We start from the raw sequence: 17,831 nt of genomic DNA on the forward strand, positions 1-17,831 counted from the left end.
GTGCACAGCGGGGCCGCAATCCCGCAAACGGAACCGAGATGGCCGAGACGCTTTTCGCTGCCCCGAAATCCCCCGACGAGACGCCGTTCGAAAAGATCGAGGGCGACCGCTCGCGCGGGCTGCTGCTGCTGTGCGACCATGCCAGCAACGCCCTGCCGGCGCGCTATGGCTCGCTCGGCCTGCCGGCATCGGAATTTTCGCGCCACATTGCCTATGACATCGGCGTGCGCGAGCTGACGCTGGGACTGGCGCAGGCCTTCGGCGCGCCGGCATTGATGACCACCTATTCGCGGCTGCTGATCGACCCGAACCGGGGCGAGGACGACCCGACGCTGGTGATGCGCCTGTCGGACGGATCGGTGGTGCCCGGCAATGCCAGCCACGACGCGGCCGAGCGGGCGCACCGGCTCGTCACCTATCACCGGCCCTATCACGCGGCGATCACGGCGGAGATCGATGCGGCGATCGCGGACGGGCATCCCCCGGCGATCCTGTCGATCCACAGCTACACGCCGGTGTGGCGCGGCGTGCCGCGGCCCTGGCATGCGGGCATCCTGTGGGACCGCGATCCGCGTTTCGCGTTGCCGCTGCTTGACGCACTTCGCGCCGATGCCGATCTGGTGGTGGGCGACAACGAGCCCTATGACGGGGCCTTGAAGAACGACTGCATGTACCGGCATGGTACGGCGCGAGGCCTGGCGCATGCGCTGCTGGAGGTCCGCCAGGACCTGATCGCGGATGCGGCCGGCATCGAAGCCTGGACGCAGCGGCTGGTGCCGCTGGTGGCAAAGATCCTGGCGGAGGTGCCGGACCTCAACACGATCCGCCATTACGGATCGCGCTGCGACTGAGCCGGCAGAGCTGCGAGAGAGGAGACGGACATGGCTGACATCGACGAGGCAATGCGCACGGAACTGGAGGCGGCGGCGTTCCGCCGGCTGGTCTCGCATCTGCGCAAGCGCACGGATGTGCAGAACATCGACATGATGAACCTTGCCGGCTTCTGCCGGAACTGCCTGTCCAACTGGTATCTGGACGCGGCAAACGAGAAGGGCGTGCCGCTCGACAAGGAGACCGCGCGCGAGATCGTCTACGGCATGCCCTATGCGCAGTGGAAGGATCTCTACCAGAACGAGGCGAGCGCCGAGCAGCAGGCCGCCTTCGAAAAGGCCCGCCCGCACGAGTGATCGGGCGCAGCTCCCCCCATGTGAATATCGTTCCGTCTTCGTTCCCCGGTCTTGCATCCGCCCGATTTTCCGCGCATGCAGATCGGCATCACGGGAGGCGCCCGCCTCCCGGCTCCGTTCCATCACCCCGATCCCGCGGGCCGTGCCGCCCGCATCCATGAAGGAGACGAGTACCCATGTCCGATCCAGGCGGCGTCGCCGGCGACCAGTTGCGTGCATTTGTCGAGCGCATCGAGCGTCTCGAGGAAGAGAAGAAGGTGATCTCCGACGACATCAAGGATGTCTATGCGGAAGCCAAGGGCACCGGCTTCGACGTCAAGATCCTGCGCAAGGTGATCTCGCTGCGCAAGAAGCAGCCGCACGAGCGCGAGGAGGAGGACGCGATCCTCGACCTCTACATGCACGCGCTCGGCATGAACGGCCCGGCCAACGACGCCTGACCGGCAGGTCCGTCCGAATGATGCCTCCCGGGTGCGCCCGGGAGGCCGTTGCGGGGCGCGCAGGCCGCGCCTCGGCTTGCCTGCGGCGCCCGCCGCCTGACCGGCGACGCGCAGCGTCGAGGTGGGGACTAGGTATAAATAACGAGTAATTTACCGCGAATCGCCTTATCCTGCCGTGAGGTTTTGACGGGGCTGCGTTCGCGCCGTACCCTGCGGGGCAAGGCAGGAACTGTGTCGCTGGAGTGGTGAATTCGAAATGCGCCCCGTTTCGGCGGCGTCCGCCGGGCTGTGTTCAAATTCGAAAACCACATCAGAAACATGCGCTTGCCGGCAGTTCTCGGGGATCTGGCGTCCGTCCGGAGACTGCCGGGAAACAGGACGCATTGCAGATTCCGGCGGCTGGTTAAGCTTGCCTTCACGGCCGCAGGCTAGGGTCGAGACCTGACCCAAAGGGGTCTCCAATGGCGGAATGCGGCGTCGCGCAAGGCGGAGGGAGCCTTTCCGGACGCCGGGCGGAGGGAGGACCGCATGCCGATCGCACGGATGTTCGCAGCTCTTTTTGGCGCCGCGCTTCTCGCCTTGGCGGGGATGGCGCAGGCCACGAGCGTGGCCCCCGCCGATGCGGCGGGGCATATCCTGCTGACCCAGGGCGGAGCGACGCGAGACCTGGCGATCGAGGAGATCGAGCGCCTGCCGATGGTCGAGATCGAGGGCCGCGCCAGTCCCGATGAGCCGATGACCACCTTTCAGGGGGTTCTCCTGTCCGATCTCGTCCGGATGATCGGCGCCGACGAGGCGAGCGGTCTGATCGTGCGCGCCTCCGACGGCTATTCGGCCGACATTCCGCGCGAGGACTGGGAGCGCTGGCCCATCGTCGTTGCGACGCGCGTCGGCCAGGAGCGGCTGACCGTGCGCCGGCGCGGTCCGGCACGGATCATCTATCCCATCGTCCGCTATCCGGAACTGGACGCACGCGCCTATATCGACCGCAGCGTCTGGCTGATCGCCGAGATCGAATGGTGAACGGTCCAAGACGGATCCTTTCCCAACTCTCCCTGCTCCGCCCGGTGCATCCGTGGCTGATCGTGGCAGCCGTCGCCTGTGCCTGCGTGGTGGCGACGCTGGTGGCGCTGCGCGGCGTCGCGACGCTGAACCAGCCGGAGCCGGATGCCGGGCAGCATATGGTGCGCCACATGCGGTTCACCTTCGCCGAGGTGGCGCAGGTGGACGGCATCCTGCAGGCGCTGCGCGTCGACGCCGCATCGCCGGAAGCGCGGCAGATCATTTCGACCGCTGCCGACCATCTGCACATCCGCTTCGAGGTTCTGGCCGGCCTCTCCCGGGGACCGCTGGTCGAGCCCGATTCCAAGGTGGCGCCGGTCGCCTGGGCGCTGCTCGACGGGCTGGACAAGCTTGCCTCGGGCGAGACGCCCCTCGATGACGACGCGCTCATCCGCCTGCGCCGCGTCAGTGCCGACCTGGTGCGCCGCACCGGCGACTACATGCGCGGCGTCGAGGCGGATATCGACGAAGCGCTGAAGATCCGGGCGGAGAATACCGCCGGCGCCTGGTTCGAGGTGATCGGCAGCGTCACCATGCTGCTGGTCCTGTCCTTCATCTCGCTGGCGCTGCAATGGCGCAACCGGCGGATCGTCGCCGAACTGCGGCTCGCCAGCGGCCGCGACAGCCTGACGGGGCTTGCCAACCGGCGCGGCTTCGCCGAATGGGCGAGGGAGACGACCGCCGCCGGGCCGGTGCCGGCGCATGCCCTGCTGATCTTCGATCTCGACCGGTTCAAGGCGGTCAACGACCGGCATGGCCATCTGGCCGGCGATGCGCTGCTGAAGACGGCGGCCGACTGGCTGGTGGCGCATTTCGGGGATCGCGGCATCGTCGCGCGCTGGGGCGGCGACGAATTCGTGGTGACGCTGGCGCTCGGCCAGGACGGGCGCGACGATCTCGCCGCGCTGATCGGCGCGCGCATGGCGGAGCCGCCGACGCTGGTGTTTAAGGGCGAGACGATCCCGCTGCGCTTCAGTTGCGGCATCGCGGTGTGGCCGGATCACGGGGCGACGATCGACGAGACGATGGTCGCCGCCGATGCCGCCCTCTATGAAGCGAAGGCGCGCGGCCGTGGCCGCCAGGTGTTCTACGAGGCGGGCATCTCGGATCGCCGCGACCGCGCCGAGGCCCTGCGCGCGTCGCTGCCGCAGGCGCTGGCGGCCGGCGACCTGTTCCTGGAGTTCCAGCCGCAGATCCATCTCGGGCGCGGCACGGTGATCGGCGCCGAGGCGCTGGTGCGCTGGCGCGATGCGGCGACCGGCACGGTGATCCCGCCGGGACTGTTCATTCCGATCCTGGAGGAAGGCGACCAGATCGTCGACCTCGACGGCTTCGTGATCGACGCGGCCTGCCGCGCCGCCGCCGCCTGGAACGCGCTGGGACGGCGGATCCGGGTGTCGGTCAACCTGTCGCCGCGCACCTTCCAGAGCCCCGGTCTGGCCGCGCAGGTGGCGGCGGCGCTGGCCCGCCACGGCCTCATGGTCCGGCAGTTGGAGATCGAGATCACCGAAGGGGTGCTGTTGATCGACGACGCGCAGGTCGCGGCCAATCTCGCCGACCTTGCCGAGCTCGGCGTCCGGCTGGCGCTCGACGATTTCGGCGCCGGCTATTCCAACATCGCCTATCTGATGCGGCTGAAGCCGGATGTCTTGAAGATCGACCGCTCCTTCGTGCTGGAGGGCGACGAACGCCTGCGCGCCAGCATCGTGCAGGGCATCCTGCAACTGGCCGAGACGCTCGGCGCCGAGACCCTGATCGAGGGCATCGAGACGCCAGAGCAGTTGCGCTTCGTCCGCGACACCGGCTGCCAGACCGTGCAGGGCTTCCTGTTCGCCCGGCCGATGGCGGCAAGCGGCATCCCGGCCTTCTGCGAGGAGATCGAGGCGCAGCACCGCCCGGTCAGGGAAACGCCGCTGCTGCAGCAGCGCTCCTGATCGCGCGCTTCTCTCTCTTCTCTCACTTCCGGACCGAGAAACGCAAACGGCGCGCCCCCAGGGACGCGCCGTCTTCGTTTCAGGATCGCTTGGCCGGTCAGAGCGCCTTGACGATGCCCTCGGTCATCTTCTTGGCGTCGCCGAACAGCATCATCGTCTTGTCGAGGAAGAACAGCTCGTTCTGGATGCCGGCATAGCCGGAGCCCATGCCGCGCTTGACGAAGAGCACCGTGCCGGCCTTGTCGACATCGAGGATCGGCATGCCGTAGATCGGCGAGGACGGATCGTCGCGCGCCGCCGGGTTGGTGACGTCATTGGCGCCGATGACATAGACGACGTCGGCCTGGGCGAACTCGGAGTTGATGTCCTCCAGCTCGAAGACCTCGTCATACGGCACGTTGGCCTCGGCCAGCAGCACGTTCATGTGGCCGGGCATGCGGCCGGCCACCGGGTGGATGGCGTATTTGACCTCGACGCCCTCCTCCTTGAGCGTGTCGGCGAGCTCGCGCAGGGCGTGCTGCGCCTGGGCCACCGCCATGCCGTAGCCCGGCACGATGATCACCTTGGCGGCGTTCTTCATGATGAAGGCCGCGTCCTCGGCCGAGCCCTGCTTGACCGGACGGTCGTCCGCCCCGCCGCCGCCGGCCGCGGCGGTCTCGCCGCCGAAGCCGCCGAGAATGACGGAGATGAAGGAGCGGTTCATGCCCTTGCACATGATGTAGGACAGGATCGCGCCCGAGGAGCCGACCAGCGCGCCGACGACGATCAGCGCCATGTTGCCGAGCGTGAAGCCGATGCCGGCCGCCGCCCAGCCCGAATAGGAGTTGAGCATCGACACCACGACCGGCATGTCCGCGCCGCCGATCGGGATGATCATCAGGCCGCCGAAGACCAGCGACAGGACGACGATCATCCAGAACACGGTGTGGCTCTCGGTCGCGACGAAGACGGCGACCAGCACGACGATCAGCGCCGCCAGACCGCCATTGATGACATGGCGCATGGGCAGCAGGATCGGCGCGCCGGACATGCGTCCGTCGAGCTTGGCGAAGGCGATGACCGAGCCGGTGAAGGTGATCGCACCGATGGCGACGCCGAGCGACATCTCGACGAGGCTGGCCCCGTGGATGGTGCCGACCGTGCCGATGCCGAAGGCCTGGGGCGCATAGAGCGCGCCGGCGGCGACCAGCACCGCGGCCATGCCGACCAGCGAGTGGAAGGCGGCGACGAGCTGCGGCATCGCCGTCATCGGTACGCGCCGGGCGATCACCGCGCCGACGCCGCCGCCGATGGCGAGGCCGGCAACGATCAGCGCCAGGCCGCTGAAGCCGGGTGCGGCGGTCAGCAGGGTCGTGACGATGGCAATCGCCATGCCGACCATGCCGAACAGGTTGCCCTGGCGCGAGGTCTCCGGGCTGGACAGCCCGCGCAGCGCCAGGATGAAGAGAACAGCCGAAACCACATAGAGGACGGCGGTGACATTGGCGGAAAGCATCGTGTCCGGCCCCCTATCTCTGCTTCTTCTTGTACATGGCGAGCATGCGCTGGGTGACCAGGAAGCCGCCGAAGATGTTGACGCTGGCCATGACCAGCGCCAGGAAGCCGAAGCCCCGCGCGTATCCCGCGCCGTCGGCGGCAAGGTCGACGCCCACGGCCAGCAGCGCGCCGACCACGATCACGCTCGAAATGGCATTGGTGACCGACATCAGCGGCGTGTGCAGGGCCGGCGTCACCGACCAGACCACGTAGTAGCCGACGAAGATCGCCAGCACGAAGATGGTGAACTGGAAGACGAAGGGATCGATCGCCCCGCCGGTGAGGGCGGAGGCGGCATGGGCGAGCGAGTCGCTCGCCCCGCCGGCGATCTGGTCCGCATAGGCGCGGGCGGCATCGGCCGCCGCCTGGGCGGTCTCGGCCGCCTCGCGCGCGGCCTCCGCCGCGGCGCGGGCGCGCTCCAGCGTTTCGTTGGCGTTGAGTTCCGACATGGCGTCCCCCTTATCCGGCTGCCGGCGCGAAGGCCGGGTGCACCACCTTGCCGTCATGGGTGAGGGCGGTCGCCTTGACGAGCTCGTCCTCCCAGTTCACGGCAATGGCCTTCGCCTCCTTGTCGACCAGCGTTTCGGCGAAGGCGACCAGGTTCTTGGCATAGAGCGCCGAGGCGGAGGCGGCGATCCGGCCGGGCACGTTGAGATGGCCGACGATGCGGACCTCGCCGACCTTCGCCACCTGGCCGGGCACCGCGCCCTCGACATTGCCGCCGCGCTCGACCGCGAGATCGACGATCACCGAGCCGGGCTTCATCGAGGCAACCATGTCCTTGCTGATCAGGCGCGGCGCGGGCCGGCCGGGGATCAGGGCGGTGGTGATGACGATGTCCTGCTTGGCGATGTGCGAGGCGACCAGTTCGGCCTGCTTCTTCTTGTACTCGTCCGACATTTCCTTGGCATAGCCGCCGGCCGTCTCCGCCTGGCGGAACTCGTCGTCCTCCACGGCGATGAACTTGGCGCCGAGCGATTCGACCTGCTCCTTGGCGGCCGGGCGCACGTCGGTGGCGCTGACCACGGCGCCGAGGCGGCGAGCGGTGGCGATGGCCTGCAGACCGGCGACGCCGGCGCCCATGACGAAGACGCGGGCGGCGGGAACCGTGCCGGCAGCGGTCATCATCATCGGCATGGCGCGGTCATATTCGGCGGCGCCGTCGATGACGGCCTGATAGCCGGCAAGGTTGGCCTGCGAGGACAGCACGTCCATGACCTGGGCGCGGGTGATGCGCGGCATGAACTCCATGGCGAAGGCGGAGATGCCGGCCTCGGCCATCGCCTTGACCGCGTCGTCATGGCCGTAAGGGTCCATGGTGGCGATGACCACGGCGCCCCTCTTCATCAGCCCAAGCTCGGCCGCGCTGGGGCGGCGGACCTTGAGGACGAGGTCGGCGCCGTCGAGCGCCGCCTTCGCCGTCTTGGCGATGGTGGCGCCCGCGGCCTCGTAATCGGCATCGACGATGCGCGACGCCGTGCCGGCGCCGGCTTCCACAGCGACCGCGAAACCGAGCGAGACGAACCGCTTCACGGTGTCGGGCGTTGCGGCGACGCGCGTTTCTCCTGCCTCGCTCTCGCGGGGCACAGCGAGTTTCATCGGTTGTCTCCTCCCAGGATGCGGATGACTGCGACCGCGAGAATTGCGGTCAAGCGGCGGTGACGATCGCGATCAGGCTGGCGACGACGAACACCACGGCGGACGGGATCCAGCCCTTGGCGCCGCTGGCAAGACCGACGGCCGCCGCGACGAGGGTGGCGATCAGCGCGATCCAGCCGAAGAACGTGCCGGCGCTGCCGCCGAAGGTGAAGAGGATGAGGCACAGCATCACATTCAGGGCGGCGACGGTGCCGACCTTGGAAAAGTTGATGAAGCCGTTATAGGTGCGCTCGTGCTCTGCGTAGTCCATCGACGGAGCGTTGTTGTCTGCCATGGATCCCTCTTGTGGCCAGGGTGGTTGTTTGGCGTACTTATAGCAGACAGAAACCCTTGGGCAACGCGCAGTTTGCACCGCGGGACAAGCTGCGGGAGAAGGCCTCGCGCAGCGAGCGGAAGGCCGGTCGCGACCGGCCGGAGCGGATGCCGGAGGGGAGGGGCGTCAGGACGGCGGGCGCGGGGCGAGGCCGACCCCTTGCAGCAGCGCCTGCTGGCGGGCGGCGACGGTGCTCTCCTCGAAATCCTCGATCTGCTCGTTGAACAGGCGGTAGAAGTTCAGCTCGGCCTTCAGATGCAGGAAGACGCCGCCGAGGCCAATCGCCGCACGGTCCATGAAGACGAATTCGCGCGGCACCGTCACCGGCCCCTTCTGCTTGAGCGCCTGATGGACGCGGAAGGCCTCGCGGCGGCCGTATTCGGCCGGCTTGATGCCGTCGGCGATGGAGCGGACCCGGTCGCTCAAGAGCGGGCCGTAGATGAAGCGGGCCCAGATGTTGAGGATGTCGATCAGCTCGCGGCTGAGGCCGCGAAAGCCCCAGCGCTCATAGGCGGAGACGACGAGGTCGTCGTCGCCATGCAGCAACCCGCGATAGAGATCGACGACGCCCTGGACGAAGCCGGGCGGGAAGATGCGGATGCAGCCATAGTCGAGCAGGTTGATGCCGGCCGGCGCATCGCCGTCGGTGAAGACCGTGTAGTTGCCCAGATGCGGGTCGCCATGGATCAGCCCGTGATGGCTGAACGGGTGCCACCAGGCGCGGAACATGACTTCGGCGAGGCGGTTGCGGTCCTCCAGCGGATGGTCCCTGAAGCTCAGCAGCGGCCGGCCGTCGAGCCAGGACATGGCGAGCAGGCGCCCGGTCGACAGCTCCGCCCTGACCTGCGGCACGCGGATGCGCGGCTCGTCCGCGAAGATCCGCGCATAGGCGGCCATGTGGCGGGCCTCGCGCACATAGTCGAGCTCCTCGCGCACCCGGTCGCCGATCTCGCGGGCGATCTCGCTGGTGTCGATGGCCGGTCCCATGCGGCGATGCACGGAGAACAGCAGCGACAACTGGCGCAGGTCCGCCTCCACCGTCGAGGCCATGTCCGGATATTGCAGCTTGCAGGCAAGCTCCTCGCCGTCCTGCGCGCGGGCCCGGTGCACCTGGCCGAGCGAGGCGGCGGCCGAGGGCTCGCGGTCGAAGCTGGCGAAGCGCGCCTGCCAGTCGCGGCCGAGCTCGGCCGACATGCGCCGCTTGACGAAGGCCCAGCCCATCGGCGGGGCATCGGACTGAAGCTGCGCCAGTTCGGCGGCATATTCGGGCGGCACCGCGTCGGGAATGGTGGAGATGAGCTGCGCCACCTTCATCAACGGGCCCTTGAGCCCGCCGAGGGCGGCGGCAAGCTCGGCCGCCTGCTTCTCGTTGTCGATGGTGTAGCCGAAGACCCGCGCACCGGCGATCTTCGCGGCGAGACCGCCCATGTTGGCGCCGACGCGGGCATAGCGTCCGACGCGGGCGGTCAAGCGGTTCTGCTCGCGGTCGCGGGGGGGCTGTGTGCTCATTCGTGCCTCGGCCTGTCGCGGAGCGGGATGCCCCGACCTGCTGCTACGTCATGACAGATATAGTGGATCGATCCGGATCCGGCAGGGGCACTCACGCCGGGGATCGGGAGGGCGCGAGGGAGGCGGCGAGGCTTTCCAGGGCGGCGGCGATGGCGTCGCGGTCGGCGGCAAGGCCCTTGTAGGCGGCCTGGGCGGCATCCAGCTCCAGCAATTGCCGGCGCAGGCCCTGCGCCAGCTCGCTCCCCTGCGGATGGCGCGCGAAGGCGGCGACCGGATCGTGATGGATGCGGATGGTGAAGAGGATGTCGCCGCTTTGCGGCAGGCGGCGCAGGGTCTGGCGCTCGACCCGCACATGCAGGCCGCCGGCCTCGTCGCGCGCCAGCCGGTGCGGATCGGTGCCGTCCGCGGCGATCCGCTTGGGGAACGGGCGGTGCAGCGCCGGGCCGGTATAGAGCGACCAGTTGAGCCGCCAGCTCGGCCGCTCGACGGGCAGATTGTCGAAGATGCGTGCGACCATCGGCCCCATGCGCCCGTCGTTGAAGCCGGGCACCGTCTCGTGGATCGCGGTCATCGGCCGGGAGAACTTATCAGTGAGCGACCAGGAGGAGGGAAAGCACAGCGCGCCGGCGGCAAGGCGATAGCCTTGCGGCGAGGCGCGCATCAGGATCAGGTCCTCCTGCACCAGCCGGGCGGCGCGGGCGAGCGGGATGTCGCCCGGTTCGGCCAGATCGATCACGCGCCCGGTGGGCAGGATGCGGATCGCCGTGCCCTCGCGGCGGTAGAGATCCGGGAAACGGTTCGGCAGGTGCTGGCTGAGAAGATCGAGCACTTCCTGCTGGGCGCTTTCCGTTCCCTCTTCCGCGAGCAGGACGGGCGCCTCGCCGCCGCCGGCGAGCAGGCGCTCCTTCTCGTCGAGCTGTTCGGCGAGCCGGGCGTCGGGCTCGATCCAGTCGGCAAGGTCGAGCGGCTGCAAGCCGACGCTGAAGGGCCGGGCCGAGCCGTCATAGGGCGTGTGGGAAAAGGGGGTGTGGGAAACGGGCGGGCCGGCGGGGGAGGAGGACCGGTCCTCCTCTCCGCCCGTGGTCGTGCTCATGCGTCGAGCCGCTCCAACTCGTCGATGAAGCCGGCGATCACCGACAGGCCCTTGCGCCAGAAGGCGGGGTCGGTGGCATCCAGACCGAACGGGGCGAGCAGCTCCGAATGGTGCCTGGTGCCGCCGGCCGACAGCATGGCGAAATACTTGTCCTGGAAGCCGGCCTCGGCATCCTCGTAGACCGCGTAGAGCGAGTTCACCAGGCAGTCGCCGAAGGCATAGGCATAGACATAGAAGGGCGAGTGGATGAAGTGCGGGATATAGGTCCAGTAGGTCTCGTAGCCCTCACTGAGGCGAATGGCCGGGCCAAGGCTCTCCGCCTGCACCGACATCCACAGCTCGCACAGGTCGGCGGAGGTCAGCTCGCCCTCGCGCCGGGCCGTGTGGATCTTGCGCTCGAACGTGTAGAAGGCGATCTGCCGGACCACCGTGTTGATCATGTCCTCGACCTTGCCGGCCAGCAGGATCTTGCGCTTTTGCGGCGTCTCGGCCTGGCCGAGCAGCGTCTTGAAGGTCAGCATCTCGCCGAACACGCTCGCGGTTTCGGCGAGCGTCAGCGGCGTCGGCGCCATCAAGGCGCCGTTCGGCGCAGCCAGCACCTGGTGGACGCCGTGGCCGAGCTCATGGGCAAGCGTCATGACGTCGCGGGTGCGGCCCTGATAGTTGAGCAAAACGTAAGGGTGGGCGCTCGGCACGGTCGGATGGGCGAAGGCGCCCGGCGCCTTGCCGGCCCGCGCCGGGGCGTCGATCCAGCCCTTGTCGAAGAAGTCGCGGGCGATGTCCGCCATCTTCGGCGAGAAGCGGCCATAGGCGGCAAGCACCGTGTCGCGCGCCTCGTCCCAGGGGATGCGGCGGGTGTCGGCGGAGGGAAGCGGCGCGTTGCGGTCCCAGAAATCCAGCACGTCGCGGCCGAGCCAGCCGGCCTTCATCGCGTAATAGCGGTGGGAGAGGGACGGATAGGCCTCGCGCACCGCCTCGACCAGGGCGTCGACCACCTCGCGCTCGACCCGGTTGGCAAGGTGCCGGCTGTCGGCGATGTCGGCAAAGCCGCGCCAGCGGTCGGAGATTTCCTTGTCCTTGGCCAGCGTGTTGGTGATCAGCGTGAAGACCGGCAGGTTCTGGCGGAAGGTGGTGCTCAGCGCCTTCGCCGCCGTCTCGCGGCGCGCCGCATCGGCGTCCTGCAACAGGTTGAGGGTCGGCTCCAGCGACAGTTCGGTGCCCTCGACATCGAAGCGCAGGCCCGCCATCGTCTCGTCGAACAGCCGGTTCCAGGCGCCGGCGCCGGTCACCGACTTCTCGTGGAAGAGCTGCTCGATGCGGTCCTCGAGCTGGTAGGGACGGGTCTTGCGGATGTCGTCGAGCCAGGGGCGGTAATGCGCCAGGTCCGGATCGCCGGCGGCCTCGTCGAGGACGGCCTCGTCGATGCGGTTGAGCTCCAGCGCGAAGAAGATCAGATGGGTGCTGGCGGTGGTCAGCTTCTCCTGCACGTCGCCATAGAACTTCTGGCGCACCGGATCGGTGGTGTTGCCGGCATAGAACAGGCCGGCAAAGGAGGCGAGGCGGCCCATCAGGTCGTCGAGCGCCTCCATCTCGCGGATCGCGCCGGCGAGCTCGGCGCCGGAGCGGCGGGCGATCTCCTCCAGCCTGCCCTTGTAGCGCTCTTCGAAGGCGCTGGCATCGCGGGCCGCCCGCGCCAGATCGGTGGGGACCTGCGGCGCGTCGTGGCCGGGATAGAGGTCGGCAAGGTTCCACTCCGGCAGGGCGCCGAGCTCGCTCGCCGCGCTGCCGCCTTCCGCCGCCGAGCGGGCGATCCGTGCCTGTGTCCAGCCTGCCCTGTCGGTCATGACGTCTCCGCTCTCGTGTTCTGGTCTCGTGTTCTTGCGCGGGCGCTCGTGCCGCGCCTTCCTGTGTCTGGATATTGTGAATTGTCGGTGGAGGGCAACGCCTAAAGACCGGGCAGGCGAGGGGCCTTCGGCAAACGTGGACATTTTGTTTACCGGTGCGCGGCTACGGTGACCCGAATTGAGACAAGTCCCGAAAGGCAGGCGCACGCATGATCCCGACAGGCGGACGCATCCTCATCGCCGACGACGATCCGGTGCAGCGGCGCCTGCTGGAAGAGGCGGTCAAGCGGTTCGGCTACCGCGCGCGCAGCGTCGAGAACGGCGCGGAAGCCGTGGCGCTGATGGCCTCGCCGGAAGGCAACGACATCAACCTCGTCATCCTCGACCTGGTGATGCCGGAGCTCGACGGCATGGGCGTGATCGCGCGCTTGCGCGAGATGAAGAAGACTGTGCCGATCATCGTGCAGACGGCCCATGCCGGCATCGACGCGGCGGTCAATGCGATCCGCGCCGGGGCGCAGGACTTCGTGGTCAAGCCGGTGTCGCCGGAGCGGCTGGAAGTGGCGATCCGCACCTTCATGCGCATGTCGGCGCTGGAAGGCGAGATCACCCGGATCCACAAGCAGGCGAGCGGCACCTTCTCCTTCGACGACATCGTCACCCGTTCGGAGGCGATGGAGCGGGTGATCCGGGTCGGGAGGCGGGCCGCGACCTCGCATATCCCGGTGCTGATCGAGGGCGAATCGGGCGTCGGCAAGGAGCTGATCGCCCGCGCGATCCAGGGCTCCAGCGAGCGGCGGGCGAAGCCCTTCATCACCGTCAATTGCGGCGCGATCCCCGAGCACTTGGTCGAATCGATCCTGTTCGGCCACGAGAAGGGGGCGTTCACCGGGGCGGTCGACAAGCATATCGGCAAGTTCCAGGAAGCCCATGGCGGCACGCTGTTCCTCGACGAGGTCGGCGAATTGTCGCTCGACATCCAGGTCAAGCTGCTGCGCGCACTGCAGGAGGGCGAGATCGACCCGATCGGCGCCAGGCGGCCGGTGAAGGTCGACTTCCGGCTGATCTCGGCGACCAACCGGCGGCTGATCGACCTGGTCAAGGACGGCCAGTTCCGCGAGGACCTCTACTACCGGCTCAACGTCTTCCCGCTGTGGCTGCCGCCGCTGCGCGACCGGCGCGAGGACATTCCCGACCTGGTGCGGCACTTCCTGGCGCGGTTCGCGGCCGAGGAAGGGCGGCCGCAGATCGCCACCGTGGCGCCCGCCGCCATCGCCATGCTGCAGGCCTATGACTGGCCGGGCAACATCCGCCAGCTCGAGAACGCGGTGTTCCGCGCCGTGGTGCTGTGCGAGGGCGATCACCTCAGCCCGGACGATTTTCCGCAGGTGCAGGCGAGCGTCGGCAGCGCGGCGACGGCCGTGCGGATGCCGGCGGCCCGGCCGGTGGAGACGGATCGCGACACTGTGACGGCGCAGGCGGGCGAGACAGCGCCCGCGGCGATGCCGGTGCCGGAGACGGCCGGTGTTGCCCTTGCCGATGGCGGGGGCGGACCGGCGGCGCCGTTCGGCTTCGTGCGCTCGCTCGACGATCATGGTCATGTGCGCAAGCTGGAAGAGGTGGAGGCGGAGATGATCCGCACCGCCATCGACCACTATGGCGGGCGGATGACCGAAGTCGCGCGCAGGTTGTCGATCGGCCGGTCCACCCTTTATCGCAAGTTGAAGGACTATGGCCTCGATGCAACAGGCGACGCCGAGGCGGCCGAGTAGCGGCTCCCATGACGCAACGTGACTTGCATTGCCGCCGCCGAGCCGGCTTGCTGGCCGGATATCCAGACGAATCACCTTGGTGCGGGACAGGTGTGCCCGTGCCGGACAACCGGAAGAGCTTCATGGCCTGCAGCATCCGTTTTCGCCCGGCCCGCCTCGCCGCCGCCACCTTCGCCGGCCTGATGCTGACGAGCGCGCTGCCGGCGCTGGCGACAACCGGGTCGATCACCGGTGCCGACACTGCGACCGCCGTCGCGACGCCGCTGCCGCAGCCGCTGCCCGAGCCGGCGCTGGCCACCCTGCTGCAAACGGGGGCGGGGCTTGCCGACAGCGACGGGGCGCTGCCGTTCATGAGCGCCGAGCGGCGCCGGCAGCTCGTCGAGTTCTACGCCGCGCGCGGCCATGAATTGCTGTGGATCGCCGACGGCGTGCCGACGCTGGAGGCGCGGCGGCTGGTGGCCCGTCTGGCCCAGGCCGAGCGCGACGGGCTGCGGCGGGCGGACTATGCCCTGCCGGGCGATCTGGCGCGCTCCGCCGGGCGGATGGACGAGGAACGGGCGGCGCGGTTCGAGGTGCTGCTGTCGGCGGCGGCGCTCGCCTATGCCGAACATGCGCAGGCCGGCCGTGTCGCGCCGTCGTCGCTGTCGCGGAACGTGACGCTGGAGCCGCAGCGCCCGGATGCGCAAGGGGTGCTGGCGGCGCTGGCCGCCGCCACCGACGCGGCGACGACGCTCGACGGCTACAATCCGCCGCAGCCTGGCTTTGCGGCGCTGCGCGAGAAACTGGCCGAGATCCGCGCACAGGACCGGCAGGAGACGCCGCCACTGGTGCCGGAGGGGGCGGCGCTGAAGGAAGGCATGCGCGACCCGCGCGTTGCCGTGCTGCGCGCCCGGCTCGGCATGGAGCCGGCGGGCGAGGCGGAACTGTTCGACGCGCGGGTGAAGGACGCGGTGGTCGCCTTCCAGAGCGAGAACGGGCTGCAGGCCGACGGGGTCGTCGGCAGCCGGACCCTGCTGGCGCTGAACGCCGCCGCCGAGGACGGCATGACCGTCTCCGATATCCTCGCCAACATGGAGCGCTGGCGCTGGATGCCGCGCGACATGGGCGCCTTCCACATCTTCGTCAACATTCCGGAATTCTCGGCGCGACTGTTCCGCGACGGGGCGCAGGTCTACGAGACCCGCGTCGTGGTCGGCAAGCCGTCGAACCAGACGCCGGTGTTCTCCGACGTGATGGACCACGTCATCGTCAATCCCTACTGGAACGTGCCCTATTCGATCGCCTCGGAAGAGCTGCTGCCGTCGATCCTGTCGGATGCGAGCTACCTGCCGCGGCGCAATTACGAGGTGCTGGCCGGGGGCCGCGTCGTCGATCCGGCCTCGGTCGACTGGTCGGGCGTCAACCTCAACCAGGTGCGCATCCGCCAGCGGCCGGGCGATGGCAACGCGCTCGGGCAGATCAAGTTCATGTTCCCCAACCGGCACGCGGTCTATCTGCACGACACGCCGTCGAAGAGCCTGTTTGCCCGCTCTGCCCGCGCCTTCTCGCATGGCTGCGTGCGGGTGCAGGACCCGTTTGCCTTCGCCGACGCCCTGCTGCAACTCGACACGCAATGGACGGCGGCGCGGCTGAAGTCGATGATCGGCGGTGAGGAGAAGCGGGCCGACCTGACCCGGCCGGTGCCGGTGCACCTTGCCTATTTCACCGCCTTTGTCGACGAGAACGGCAAGCTGCAGCGCCGCCCCGATATCTATGGACATAATGCCGCGCTCACCAAGGCGCTCGAGATCGAGGGCTGGGAAGACTGGCAGCGCTTCGCCGTCGCTCCCCCGGTCAAGCGCGCCCGGCCGCCGGCGGCGCCGGTGGCGGAGGCCCCGAAAAAGCAGAAGGTGGTCGATCTCGCGGCCGAGCGGCAGCGCATGTTCGACCGCCGCCAGCGGGCCAGCTCCGACTACTGAGGCGCGCGCAAGCGCTCCCCTAGTCACCCGGATCTGAAGTTCGTCACATGTCTCGGCATGCTCTGAACGAACTTCAGATTCAAAAGGGTGACTAGCAAGTCTATGTTTCTAGTGTGGTTTTCGAATTTGAAATACGCTCGCCGGCACGCTGCAAAAAATGAGGCGTATTTCAAATTCACCACACTAGGGCGAGACCCATGCCCCACCGGCCCGTCGGTTGCGCCGGCGGCGCGCCCGGTATCGATCTCCAGAACGCCGCGTGCGGGGGGGGGCAAGCGGCCCCTGGCGGAGCCTCGACCGGGTCTTGACGGGGGGAGCTAGCTGGGCGAAAACCCGGGTTGTCAGCATTTTTTCCGGGATTGATGCGCATTTGCCACGATTTGCGCTCATTTCGGAATACGGTAAAGGCTTCTTAACTTCGGTCCCTTACATCAGTCCGACGGGGGGCGATGTTCGGCTGAACCGCCGGCAAACAAGCGAGACTGACATTGCTCGAGGCATGGTTTTCCCGGCTGCGATATCGCGCGTTGCCCGTATTGGCGCTTGCCGCATTCGCCGTGGCACTGCTGTCGCCGATGTCGCTGTCTCCGGCATCCGCCGAGACGCGGACCCTGAAGCTCTACAACACCCATACGCATGAGCGGGTTTCGATCACCTTCAAGCGGAACGGCCGCTATGTGTCGGAAGGCCTGCGCGAGCTGAACCGCTTCCTGCGCGACTGGCGGCGCAACGAAAGCACGCAGATGGATCCGCAGCTCTTCGATCTCATCTGGGAAGTGTATCAGCAGGCCGGCACCAGCGAAGCGATCCACGTTGTCTCCGCCTATCGCTCGCCGGCGACCAACAACATGCTGCGCGACCGCTCGCGCGGCGTCGCCAAGAGCAGCCAGCACACGCGCGGCAAGGCGATGGACTTCTTCATCCCCGGCGTCGACATCAACAGGCTGCGGGCGCTCGGCCTGCGCAAGGAGATCGGCGGCGTCGGCTTCTATCCCAGTTCCCGCACGCCGTTCGTCCATATGGACACGGGCTCGGTGCGGCACTGGCCGCGCATGACCCGCTCGCAGCTCGCCGGCGTGTTCCCGCGCGGCGACACCATTCACGTTCCCAGCGACGGCAAGAAGATGCCCGGCTATGCCGAGGCGCTGGCGCGGCATCAGCGCGGCGCCTCCAGCCGGCCGACCGCCGTGGCCAGCGTGTCGACGTCGCCGACCCGGCGCTCCGGCGATCTGGAAGAGCGCGGCATCGCCCGCCTGCCGGCCGGCGGCGCCCGCTCGAGCGGCCCCGGACTGTTCGCCCGCATCTTCGGCGGCGACGAGGACGAGGGCGAGGATGTCTCGACGCAGCCGACGCCGCCCGCACCGGTGCGCACGCAGGTCGCCAGTGCGCCGGCGCCCGCCGTTGTCGCGGCTCCGGCGGCAAGCCCGGCGCCGCTGCCGTCCCAGGCGCCTCCGGGCGTGAGGTCGGCCGAGACGCCGGCCCCGGTTCCCGCCGCGCCGCCCGCAACGCCTGCCGCCGACGGTG

At 68.6% G+C, this 17,831-nt stretch carries 15 protein-coding genes; 8 read left to right on the forward strand and 7 right to left on the reverse strand.

All coding sequences use genetic code 11. From position 1 onward, the window contains the following. Nucleotides 1–38 precede the first annotated feature (38 nt). The 5 genes from TSB10P1A_RS23270 to TSB10P1A_RS23290 all read left to right on the forward strand — a co-directional run bounded on the left by TSB10P1A_RS23270 (nucleotide 39) and on the right by TSB10P1A_RS23290 (nucleotide 4,623). Complete coding sequence (locus TSB10P1A_RS23270; protein ID WP_186390342.1) at nucleotides 39–851, forward strand: N-formylglutamate amidohydrolase; 813 nt, start codon at nucleotides 39–41, stop codon at nucleotides 849–851. Nucleotides 852–881: 30 nt separating this feature from the next. Continuing rightward, nucleotides 882–1,187, forward strand: a complete 306-nt coding sequence (locus tag TSB10P1A_RS23275) for a DUF1244 domain-containing protein (RefSeq protein WP_186390343.1) — start codon at nucleotides 882–884, stop codon at nucleotides 1,185–1,187. 176 nt (nucleotides 1,188–1,363) lie between these two features. Further along, complete coding sequence (locus TSB10P1A_RS23280) at nucleotides 1,364–1,627, forward strand: DUF2312 domain-containing protein (protein WP_067218634.1); 264 nt, start codon at nucleotides 1,364–1,366, stop codon at nucleotides 1,625–1,627. Between the two features lie 528 nt (nucleotides 1,628–2,155). After that, nucleotides 2,156–2,650 carry a hypothetical protein gene (locus TSB10P1A_RS23285; protein ID WP_186390344.1) on the forward strand — a complete coding sequence of 165 codons (495 nt, stop codon included), beginning with the start codon at nucleotides 2,156–2,158 and terminating at the stop codon, nucleotides 2,648–2,650. After that, nucleotides 2,644–4,623 carry a bifunctional diguanylate cyclase/phosphodiesterase gene (locus TSB10P1A_RS23290; protein WP_186390345.1) on the forward strand — a complete coding sequence of 660 codons (1,980 nt, stop codon included), beginning with the start codon at nucleotides 2,644–2,646 and terminating at the stop codon, nucleotides 4,621–4,623. The genes TSB10P1A_RS23285 and TSB10P1A_RS23290 overlap by 7 nt, the downstream gene beginning before the upstream one ends. Before the next feature lie 97 nt (nucleotides 4,624–4,720). Here TSB10P1A_RS23290 and TSB10P1A_RS23295 read toward each other — a convergent pair whose 3' ends face one another. The 7 genes from TSB10P1A_RS23295 to TSB10P1A_RS23325 form a co-directional block, all read right to left on the reverse strand. After that, nucleotides 4,721–6,118, reverse strand: a complete 1,398-nt coding sequence (locus TSB10P1A_RS23295) for an NAD(P)(+) transhydrogenase (Re/Si-specific) subunit beta (RefSeq protein ID WP_186390346.1) — start codon at nucleotides 6,116–6,118, stop codon at nucleotides 4,721–4,723. A gap of 13 nt (nucleotides 6,119–6,131) precedes the next feature. Beyond that, a complete protein-coding gene (locus TSB10P1A_RS23300) occupies nucleotides 6,132–6,608 on the reverse strand; it encodes a proton-translocating transhydrogenase family protein (protein WP_186390347.1) in 477 nt (158 codons plus the stop codon). A 10-nt stretch (nucleotides 6,609–6,618) separates the two neighbouring features. Next, nucleotides 6,619–7,758, reverse strand: coding sequence for a Re/Si-specific NAD(P)(+) transhydrogenase subunit alpha (locus TSB10P1A_RS23305; protein ID WP_186390348.1), 1,140 nt, complete (start codon nucleotides 7,756–7,758; stop codon nucleotides 6,619–6,621). 49 nt (nucleotides 7,759–7,807) lie between these two features. Next, on the reverse strand, nucleotides 7,808–8,092 hold the full coding sequence (locus TSB10P1A_RS23310; RefSeq protein WP_186390349.1) for an aa3-type cytochrome c oxidase subunit IV: 285 nt from the start codon (nucleotides 8,090–8,092) through the stop codon (nucleotides 7,808–7,810). Between the two features lie 165 nt (nucleotides 8,093–8,257). Continuing rightward, nucleotides 8,258–9,640, reverse strand: coding sequence for an AarF/ABC1/UbiB kinase family protein (locus TSB10P1A_RS23315; protein WP_186390350.1), 1,383 nt, complete (start codon nucleotides 9,638–9,640; stop codon nucleotides 8,258–8,260). A 91-nt stretch (nucleotides 9,641–9,731) separates the two neighbouring features. After that, nucleotides 9,732–10,733, reverse strand: a complete 1,002-nt coding sequence (locus tag TSB10P1A_RS23320; RefSeq protein ID WP_186390351.1) for a DUF3445 domain-containing protein — start codon at nucleotides 10,731–10,733, stop codon at nucleotides 9,732–9,734. Next, nucleotides 10,730–12,577 carry a M3 family oligoendopeptidase gene (locus TSB10P1A_RS23325; RefSeq protein WP_186390352.1) on the reverse strand — a complete coding sequence of 616 codons (1,848 nt, stop codon included), beginning with the start codon at nucleotides 12,575–12,577 and terminating at the stop codon, nucleotides 10,730–10,732. The genes TSB10P1A_RS23320 and TSB10P1A_RS23325 overlap by 4 nt, the downstream gene beginning before the upstream one ends. 209 nt (nucleotides 12,578–12,786) lie before the next feature. Here TSB10P1A_RS23325 and TSB10P1A_RS23330 point away from each other — a divergent pair, with 209 nt between their 5' ends. The 3 genes from TSB10P1A_RS23330 to TSB10P1A_RS23340 all read left to right on the forward strand — a co-directional run. Further along, nucleotides 12,787–14,349: a sigma-54 dependent transcriptional regulator gene (locus TSB10P1A_RS23330; RefSeq protein ID WP_186390353.1), complete on the forward strand. Its 1,563-nt coding sequence runs from the start codon at nucleotides 12,787–12,789 to the stop codon at nucleotides 14,347–14,349. Nucleotides 14,350–14,471: 122 nt separating this feature from the next. After that, nucleotides 14,472–16,307, forward strand: a complete 1,836-nt coding sequence (locus tag TSB10P1A_RS23335) for a murein L,D-transpeptidase (RefSeq protein ID WP_186390354.1) — start codon at nucleotides 14,472–14,474, stop codon at nucleotides 16,305–16,307. Between the two features lie 527 nt (nucleotides 16,308–16,834). Further along, nucleotides 16,835–17,831 (forward strand): DUF882 domain-containing protein (locus TSB10P1A_RS23340; RefSeq protein WP_371515159.1); only part of this gene is annotated, 997 nt, incomplete at its 3' end.

Source organism: Stappia sp. TSB10P1A (assembly GCF_900185725.1).
Classification (GTDB): domain Bacteria; phylum Pseudomonadota; class Alphaproteobacteria; order Rhizobiales; family Stappiaceae; genus Stappia.

Excerpts from the sequence above, each read along its gene's own strand:
- TSB10P1A_RS23315 (WP_186390350.1), bottom strand. The coding sequence starts at position 9,640 with ATGAGCACACAGCCCCCCCGCGACCGCGAGCAGAACCGCTTGACCGCC.
- TSB10P1A_RS23320 (WP_186390351.1), bottom strand. The coding sequence starts at position 10,733 with ATGAGCACGACCACGGGCGGAGAGGAGGACCGGTCCTCCTCCCCCGCC.
- TSB10P1A_RS23275 (WP_186390343.1), top strand. The coding sequence starts at position 882 with ATGGCTGACATCGACGAGGCAATGCGCACGGAACTGGAGGCGGCGGCG.
- TSB10P1A_RS23295 (WP_186390346.1), bottom strand. The coding sequence starts at position 6,118 with ATGCTTTCCGCCAATGTCACCGCCGTCCTCTATGTGGTTTCGGCTGTT.
- TSB10P1A_RS23280 (WP_067218634.1), top strand. The coding sequence starts at position 1,364 with ATGTCCGATCCAGGCGGCGTCGCCGGCGACCAGTTGCGTGCATTTGTC.
- TSB10P1A_RS23310 (WP_186390349.1), bottom strand. The coding sequence starts at position 8,092 with ATGGCAGACAACAACGCTCCGTCGATGGACTACGCAGAGCACGAGCGC.
- TSB10P1A_RS23325 (WP_186390352.1), bottom strand. The coding sequence starts at position 12,577 with ATGACCGACAGGGCAGGCTGGACACAGGCACGGATCGCCCGCTCGGCG.
- TSB10P1A_RS23300 (WP_186390347.1), bottom strand. The coding sequence starts at position 6,608 with ATGTCGGAACTCAACGCCAACGAAACGCTGGAGCGCGCCCGCGCCGCG.
- TSB10P1A_RS23335 (WP_186390354.1), top strand. The coding sequence starts at position 14,472 with ATGGCCTGCAGCATCCGTTTTCGCCCGGCCCGCCTCGCCGCCGCCACC.
- TSB10P1A_RS23285 (WP_186390344.1), top strand. The coding sequence starts at position 2,156 with ATGCCGATCGCACGGATGTTCGCAGCTCTTTTTGGCGCCGCGCTTCTC.
- TSB10P1A_RS23290 (WP_186390345.1), top strand. The coding sequence starts at position 2,644 with ATGGTGAACGGTCCAAGACGGATCCTTTCCCAACTCTCCCTGCTCCGC.
- TSB10P1A_RS23270 (WP_186390342.1), top strand. The coding sequence starts at position 39 with ATGGCCGAGACGCTTTTCGCTGCCCCGAAATCCCCCGACGAGACGCCG.
- TSB10P1A_RS23330 (WP_186390353.1), top strand. The coding sequence starts at position 12,787 with ATGATCCCGACAGGCGGACGCATCCTCATCGCCGACGACGATCCGGTG.
- TSB10P1A_RS23305 (WP_186390348.1), bottom strand. The coding sequence starts at position 7,758 with ATGAAACTCGCTGTGCCCCGCGAGAGCGAGGCAGGAGAAACGCGCGTC.